Annotated in this window: 9 protein-coding genes; 5 read left to right on the forward strand and 4 right to left on the reverse strand. The window is 39.7% G+C overall.

All coding sequences use genetic code 11. The features are described from left to right. Window positions 1–11: 11 nt before the first annotated feature. From FLK20_RS13155 to FLK20_RS13165, 3 genes are all read left to right on the forward strand, one after another. Window positions 12–884: a MetQ/NlpA family ABC transporter substrate-binding protein gene (locus FLK20_RS13155; RefSeq protein ID WP_152657035.1), complete on the forward strand. Its 873-nt coding sequence runs from the start codon at window positions 12–14 to the stop codon at window positions 882–884. A gap of 45 nt (window positions 885–929) precedes the next feature. Next, the gene (locus FLK20_RS13160; protein WP_152657036.1) at window positions 930–2,135 is read left to right on the forward strand and encodes a M20 family metallopeptidase; all 1,206 of its coding nucleotides are present in this window, start codon (window positions 930–932) and stop codon (window positions 2,133–2,135) included. Between the two features lie 189 nt (window positions 2,136–2,324). Beyond that, the gene (locus FLK20_RS13165) at window positions 2,325–2,984 is read left to right on the forward strand and encodes a TerC family protein (protein WP_152657037.1); all 660 of its coding nucleotides are present in this window, start codon (window positions 2,325–2,327) and stop codon (window positions 2,982–2,984) included. Between the two features lie 145 nt (window positions 2,985–3,129). Here the strand turns inward: FLK20_RS13165 and FLK20_RS13170 are convergent, their stop codons facing one another. Beyond that, window positions 3,130–4,335, reverse strand: a complete 1,206-nt coding sequence (locus FLK20_RS13170; RefSeq protein ID WP_152657038.1) for an MFS transporter — start codon at window positions 4,333–4,335, stop codon at window positions 3,130–3,132. 171 nt (window positions 4,336–4,506) lie between these two features. Here FLK20_RS13170 and FLK20_RS13175 point away from each other — a divergent pair, with 171 nt between their 5' ends. Continuing rightward, the gene (locus FLK20_RS13175) at window positions 4,507–5,088 is read left to right on the forward strand and encodes a TetR/AcrR family transcriptional regulator (protein ID WP_152657039.1); all 582 of its coding nucleotides are present in this window, start codon (window positions 4,507–4,509) and stop codon (window positions 5,086–5,088) included. Window positions 5,089–5,202: 114 nt separating this feature from the next. Beyond that, window positions 5,203–5,337 (forward strand): hypothetical protein, encoded by a 135-nt coding sequence (locus tag FLK20_RS22130; protein WP_255473829.1) that lies wholly within the window; start codon window positions 5,203–5,205, stop codon window positions 5,335–5,337. Window positions 5,338–5,732: 395 nt separating this feature from the next. On the opposite strand, the gene FLK20_RS13180 is transcribed toward FLK20_RS22130, so the two are convergent. The 3 genes from FLK20_RS13180 to FLK20_RS21950 form a co-directional block, all read right to left on the reverse strand. Further along, a complete protein-coding gene (locus tag FLK20_RS13180; RefSeq protein ID WP_152657040.1) occupies window positions 5,733–6,311 on the reverse strand; it encodes a phosphotransferase-like protein in 579 nt (192 codons plus the stop codon). Window positions 6,312–6,475: 164 nt separating this feature from the next. Then, window positions 6,476–7,051: a suppressor of fused domain protein gene (locus FLK20_RS13185; protein WP_152657041.1), complete on the reverse strand. Its 576-nt coding sequence runs from the start codon at window positions 7,049–7,051 to the stop codon at window positions 6,476–6,478. A gap of 29 nt (window positions 7,052–7,080) precedes the next feature. Then, window positions 7,081–7,673: HNH/ENDO VII family nuclease (locus tag FLK20_RS21950; protein ID WP_227995031.1), on the reverse strand; the 593-nt coding region annotated here is incomplete at its 5' end.

The following is a 7,673-nucleotide window of genomic DNA, read 5'->3' on the forward strand; positions in this document are numbered from 1 at the left end:
AGGAGTTTTTTATGAACAAGAAATTATTGATTGCTTTTGTTTCACTTATTTTGATAACCCTGGCAGCTTGCGGAAGCAGCGATGCAGATGCAACTGACAACGGAGAAACCACGCATGTAAAAATTGGTGTCAATGGTGCTGACGGTGTGCAGTGGCCGATTCTTCAGGAAAAAGCAGCAGCAGAAGGAATTGAAATTGAGCTGATTGAATTTGCAGACTACACCCTGCCTAACGACGCTTTGGCTCAAGGAGATATTGATATCAACGCCTATCAGCATATTGCATTCCTTGGACAATACGTCGTAGAAAGCGGAAATGAACTTGTTCCTATTGGCTCTACAGTTCTGGCACCGATCGGATTATACTCGGAGGAAATTGATGATGTCTCCGAAATTGAAGAAGGAGCAGCCATTGCTATCCCGGATGACCCGTCTAATCAGGCACGTGCATTGCGCTTATTAGAAAGTGCAGATTTAATTACACTCAGTGACAGCTTCGGAATGTTTGGAGATCCATCGCAAATTGAAGAAAATCCTTTAAATCTGGATATTGTTCCAATGGTTGCACAGCAAACCGTTCATGTATTACCGGATGTTACTGCATCTATTATTAATAATGGTGTTGCCGGCCAGGCTGGTCTGTCCCCTGGAGAAGACCCGATTTATATTGAAAGCGCAGATGGAGAAGCAACACATCCTTATGTCAACATCATCGCTGCACGGGAAGAAGACAAAAATAACGAGGTTTACCAGCGTATTGTTGAACTTTACCAGGAAGAAGATATTGAGCAGGCCATTGATGACGATACAAACGGAGGCTCCTTCTTGGTCAAATTGACTCAAGAAGAATTAGATAAAGCTTTTGAAGCATTAAAAGCGGAATAAAAGAAAATCCATTACAAACCAAGTGATTCAGGGAGGAATGAAATGATGAGCATAGTTGCACAGAAAAAGGATACGATCTTTCAATCCATTGAGGCAAACAAGGAAAAATATATCGAAATCAGTCAGGCTATTCATGCACGCCCGGAAATCGGAAACGAAGAATTTTTCGCAAGTGAATTGCATGTCAACACCTTGCAGGATGCTGGTTTTAAAGTAGACACAGGTGTGGCTGGACATGAAACTGCTTTTTACGCAGAAAAAGACAGCGGCAAAGAAGGGCCAACGATTGCATTCTTAGCGGAATACGATGCTTTAGCCGGGATTGGGCATGCTTGCGGTCATAATATCATCGGAACAACGAGTGTTGCAGCAGGAATTGCACTAGCAGAAGTACTTCCCGAAACAGGCGGAAAAATTATCGTTCTCGGTACACCGGCTGAAGAAGGAGGACCTAATGGCAGTGCCAAAGGGAGCTTTGTTAAACATGGTTATTTAAAAAATGTCGATGCTGCATTAATGATTCATCCTGGTGCAAAAACCAGTCTCAGTAATGATTCTTTAGCAGTTGATCCCCTTGAATTTCAGTTTTATGGAAAGCCGGCACATGCTTCCGGAGCACCTGAAAAAGGCGTCAATGCCTTAGATGCAATCATTCAATTCTTTAGCGGCATCGGCTTGTTACGCCAGCAGCTGCCAGACGATATTCGTATCCACGGCATTATTACACATGGCGGTGATGCACCCAATGTTATTCCAGATTACACTGCTGCCCGATTCTATATCCGTGCAGAATCCTGGGAGAAGACAGAAGAAACATCAGCAAAGGTAAGGGCAGTGGCAGAAGGTGCTGCCTTAGCAACAGGTACAGCAGTAAAAGTAGGACGTTTTCAAAATGAAGTAAAAGATTTTGTCATCAATACCTCTTTAGATGCTATTTTAAAAGAAGAATTAGAAGCATTAGGCGAAGATGTCCATACCGAAAAACGGAAAGCAAAAGGATCCACAGACGCCGGGAATATCAGCTATGAAGTGCCTACCTCTCACGGTCACATTAAAATTGGTCCGGAATCTTTAATCGGACATACAGTGGAATTTAGAGAAGCAGCAAAATCAGAACAAGGCAATCAGGCATTGATTACCGGTGCAAAAGCCTTAGCTGCTACGGGGTATCGCCTGCTTCAGGACACAGAGCTGTTCATTGATATCCAAAAGGACTATGAACGGGGTATTGCAGCGAAGAAAGCAGACTAATGGAATAGCAGGATACCAATTCATGCCTCTTATTACAAAGCGCCTTTGTGATAAGAGGTTTTCTGTATGGATAAATTCCATAGGCCTCCAATATATTCCAGCCATTTCATTATTTTCTCACTCCTGTTCTGATTCTTCGTACAAGCTCATATACTTAACCAATGACCTGCTGGAGAAAGGAGAGATAGGTTGGAATTTATACAGACAGTCGGGCAAATTCTCCTTATCAACATTTTATTAAGCGGAGATAATGCCATTGTTATCGCAATGGCAAGCCGAAACCTTCCTGAACATCTTCAGAAAAGAGCTATTCGCTGGGGAACGTTTGGAGCAATTGCACTCCGCATTCTCTTTGTCTTTATTATGATTTATCTATTAAAACTGCCCTTTATCCAATTCATCGGCGGCTGTCTCCTGCTGTATGTCGCATATAAATTATTAGTGGACAAACAAGACCACAGCCAGATGAAGAGCGGCAGCTCCTTACGGGAGGCAATCACGATTATTATTTTTGCGGATGTGATTATGAGCCTGGATAATGTTCTGGCCATTGCTGCTATTGCAGATAGTGATTTACTTTTAATCATCGCCGGCATTATTTTAAGCATCCCGATTATTTTAACCGCCAGTGAATTTATCCTGAAACTGATTCAGCGCTTTCCTATCATTATTTATATTGGTGCAGGTCTGCTTGCATGGACAGCAGGCAAGATGATGCTGGAGGAAGCCTTTATACAGCAGCTTTTTGCTTCTCTGAAATATGGTCAGCTTATCTTTCTTAACCTCTTAACAATCTGCATCCTTTTTCTTGGAAAATGGCGCAGAAACCAATCAGAGATGACCATATAAAGAAAACTTGGCAAGTCAAGCCTTGAAAAGGCATAGGGTTGCCTTAGTTGCACTTATACTTTTTTCCTTAAATTCTTTATATTTTCTTAAAGTGTAAAAAACCTCTTATGTGACGTGATGCCGCATAAGAGGTTTTGATGCAGTGTTACATGCTTTGATAGGTTTTTGCTTTTGTAAATAACACCGCTGTAATGATCAGGCCAATCGCACCAAAGCTTAGCAAGATGGCCTGAATCGGGATATCAGCAGCGGATAATCCGGAAACAAGCGCATAAGAAATCGGATCAAATCCATTCATAGCCAGGAATATGATACTCATAACCCTTCCCATAATATAATCTTCCGCTTGCTCCTGGGCAGCTGTAAAGAATGGAATAAATACAAAGGACATGGAAAATCCGATAAAAAATACAACCATCGTCAGCATCGTTAAATTAGGAACGAGCGCAAAAATAACGTATGCAATTAACGCTCCCAATAATCCAAATAAAGAGGTCCTCCCTTTCTTTTTCACTAATACGGTGCTCAGCACACCTGTACCAGCCACCAGTCCGATACCAAGACTGGCTTCCATATAGCTTAGATTAAGCGGTGATCCTCCATAGCTTTCCACTAAGAATGGAATCGCAATATGCAAGGTTCCAAATACAAAGAAGTTCAAGGTAATTAAAACGACTAAGCCTGTCATTAGAAAGCTTGAATTCCTAATATAGGCTAAACCTTCCCTAATTTCCCTTATTGGCTTCTGCTTCTCCTGCAATGCAACGGGACCTTCATTGATAAAGCGCGGGTAAATAATGACCGCAGAAAGCAATGCTAAAATCATTGCCACAAAATAACTGCCGCTGACACCTATTGACTCCATCAGCACACCTGCAACAATTGGACCTGCTACAAATGAAATTTGGTCAACACCCTGGAATAGCGCATTGGCACGCTGCAGCTGGCTTTTCTCAACAATTTTTGGGATCATCGAGGAGCTTGCCGGACCAAAGAAAGCGTCCAGCATCCCAAACCCGGCAGCAATCAATAGCAGCAGCGTCAACGATAATCCATCGTTTTTAATAAGAATATATAAAACAAGCAAAAGAACCGCCTGCACAAAATTTGCTAAAAACATAATCGTTGTTTTTTTATAACGATCAGCCACTACACCTCCAAAAATCATCATCGAGATTCTCGGAACTGTCGCAGCAATTAATACCAGTCCTAACGAGCTGGCTGATCCGCTCTCACTGATAACAAACCATGTTGTTGTTGTTAAAAACATACTGAAGCTGACCACACCGAAAATCCCAGCAACAAACAGCAACACAAATGTACGATTTTGAAATAAGGGCTGTGCTCCCATATTATCTTTCCTCCGAACTTTTTATTGATGAAACAAACGCTGCATTTATTTTATTTTTACATGACATGCAGGAAAACATGCTTTATAATTAAGAAATAACAATCCCTACCGACCGTTCGTTTCCAGAAGAATTTTACCTTACAATAACTACTTTGTCAAAGGAGAATCATCATGCATACAAAAGAAAAAATATTACTCGAAGGAATGGAGCTTTTTGCAACCCTTGGCTATAACGGGACTTCCATGACAAAAATTGCTGATCGAGTTGGTCTGCAGAAATCTTCTCTATATGCACATTACAACAGTAAAGAAGAATTATTTTTTGATGTGACTACCAAGATTGCTTCTGATTATGTGCATTTCGTAAAGTCAACCTTTGAAAATGAAGGACAAACAACGGAGGAAAAGCTTCATCTCTCTTTTCAGGCACATGTAAAGGACTTGGCAAATCATGACAGTAGCATTGAATTTTATAATCGCTTCTCCTCGTATCCCCCAAAAGGCTTTGAGAATAAAGTTTTGGCATTATTGCGTGAGAGTGAAGAGCAGGCAAGAGCTGTATTTAAAGAAGAAATTACAAAGGCCCAAGAGACAGGAGCTGTTACGGAGGAAGTTTCCCCGGAGGAAGCTGCACGTGCTTTTTATGGTTTATTGGATGGTTTATCTTATGAAACAAGCTATTATGGTATGGATATTATTGAAAAGCATGGAGAGTCGATGTGGAAGGTGTTTTGGCGTGGGGTCAGGGCGTAGTCTGGGATAATAAATTTTTAAAAAAATTTATGCGAATTATTGCAGTGAATTAAAAGAAATAACAAAACATATGTGCTATAATAAAGATGCCCCTATAGAAAGGGGGTGTATAATATGGAATTTGTGGTCTTGCTTACTAGCATGGTGAGCTTGACGACAGCGGTTGTTAATCTTATTATTTCTATTGATCAGATCCGTTCGTCAAAAGAAAATAGTAAGAAAAAAGACCATCGCTCGGCAAAGCGATAGCCTGTTGTCACCACAGGTGAAGGAGAAATATTTCTCCTTCACCATTCATATTATACTTTTATTATAGCTGATTTATACATTAAAAACAAGGAGGAGTCTATTGATATGGGATTAATAGCTCTTGTTATCTCATTATTAGCTCTTGTTGTTACCATAATTAATCTGGTGTTGATAACGAAAATAAGAAAGAAATAGCCCTATTTTTAATGAATTTTAAAACACTCCTGCCTTCTCACTAAACCATACTCAGCCCATTCCTTAAGGTGAGAGTCTTACAAAAGCTCTTCGATGGGACGAGTAATCGCAAAAGGTTTTCGGTGGGGCGAGTAATCGCAGTCCCAGTCCCAGCCAATTATACTGCGATAAAAAATAACTGGCAGAATTCTGTCAAGGAATCAGATACCAATTCTCCCTTCCGTTTCTACCCGCTTTAAAATTTCAGCAACGGTTTCTTCCGGTGTCAGTACTGACGAGTCAATCCATAATCCGATTTGTGGATTTTCTTCTACGAATACTTGATAAAGCGGCTCTACCTGCCACGAATGATAACCGGTTTTATTACGCTGCATTTCCCGTTCAACAATAACATCCATACTCGGATTCAGTGTGATGAAATAAATGGATTGAGATTGGAACTCTTGAAGAAAAGTGTTTGTTTCTTTTCCTAAATAATTATCCTGAACCACTACAGAGAAACCTGCTTCATAATATGCTTTTACAGTATTGGCAGTAAGATGATAACGCAGCCTTAATTGCGCCAACGCCTCTTCAGAAGGCTCTGCTGTCATTTCTTTTCGTCCGTTTACGATCATCTTGCGGTAGATATCACCGTGAACATGGACACTATTATCCAATTGCTCTGCCAACAATTGCGCTACGGTCGATTTTCCAGACGCCATCATACCTGTGATAATATAGATTCCTTTTGGCAGTGTCATTTTTATCACTTCCTTGTTCCATAAAAAATGGATCATTTTTATTTTTTCAGGTGTTATTTCCTTCAATTTTTTCTAATAAAAGAAATGAGCTCTTAACTCTCTAACTAATCATTTTCTTGCTCAAATATCAGCTGATTTAATATAAATTAAAATAAAAACCTTGAAAGACATTTAGCCAATCAAGGTTAACATACAGAAAATCACAATATAGATTTTCGTTCCAAATCAAATATATCGATCTCTTTCTCTTCAAATAATTCCTCTAATGAATCTGTTCCTTTTTCTTGGGCAAATATATACTCATTCTCAGAAATTGGAACAGCGAGTAACCAGGCTACCTTCTTGTTTAGAAAATCAAGCGTCTTTAAATCTTCCCACAAAAATGGTGATACAAATAGAACATGTTTCATTTCGCTATTAGGGTAATACATCTTTAACATATCTCGAAGAACTTTACCATGGGATACTAAAAAGTTTGAATTTATAACACAAAAAGCACAGGTTGCCAACACATTCGGAAAATGTTTATACTCTGATGCACTAGTTCCAACAATTTCTATTCGTAAAGGAGTTCCATCAACAGTATATTCAATTGAATAGTCGGAGAGCCCAATTGTTGAGTATGATGTAATACCTTCATAAGGTCTATCAGCGGTTGAAAGCATATCAATATTACTTACATTACCTTCATCCCAGTATTTTGAAACTTGTGGTTTACCCCCAAAAGCTTGTAAAGCTGACTTTGCAATTATTTTATTTTCACTTGAAATACTCATAATACCCCTCCTAATACCTCATTACAATCTTAATCTCCAAAATAATTGTCAGTCAAGTCTTCACCTTTATGACTTCTATTAGTAGAAGGTAACTCAGGTCGATAGTGGTCTGAATTATTGTGTTCATCTAGAAACTGTTTTCTTGAAACGCCTCTTTCTTGTGCACTTTTTTGATGCTTTCTAAATTCGTATCCTGGTTTATGCCCCATATCCCATGGTTCTTCTTTATTCATTATCTTTCCATTTCCTGGGTCTCTCACTTTACCGTCTGCACCTTTAGCTTTTTCCCAAGCCTCATCCCTAACGCCTTTCCTATAACCAGACGGTCGGCTATATGTCTTATCAATCTTACCCTTACCAAGCTTATAACCATTCCTAATACTCGTAAATATCTTCCCAGCAGGAATAAACGAAACTCCTGATAGAAGCCTCTCTGTAATCGGTGCACTTCCATCCATAACTGTCCTTGCATCATCTAACCACAAAAAGTCTACCGTTGCTTTCGCTGCGTCTAAACCTGTTTTTGCACCCTGCTTCACTCCATCAAAAGCTTTATCTATAAATCCTTTTTCTTCCTCTGGCTCTTCTACCCGTGCTTCCGGGATATCATCTACATACTGAT

This window comes from Oceanobacillus sp. CFH 90083 (assembly GCF_009389585.1).
In the GTDB taxonomy this organism is placed as follows: domain Bacteria; phylum Bacillota; class Bacilli; order Bacillales; family Amphibacillaceae; genus Oceanobacillus.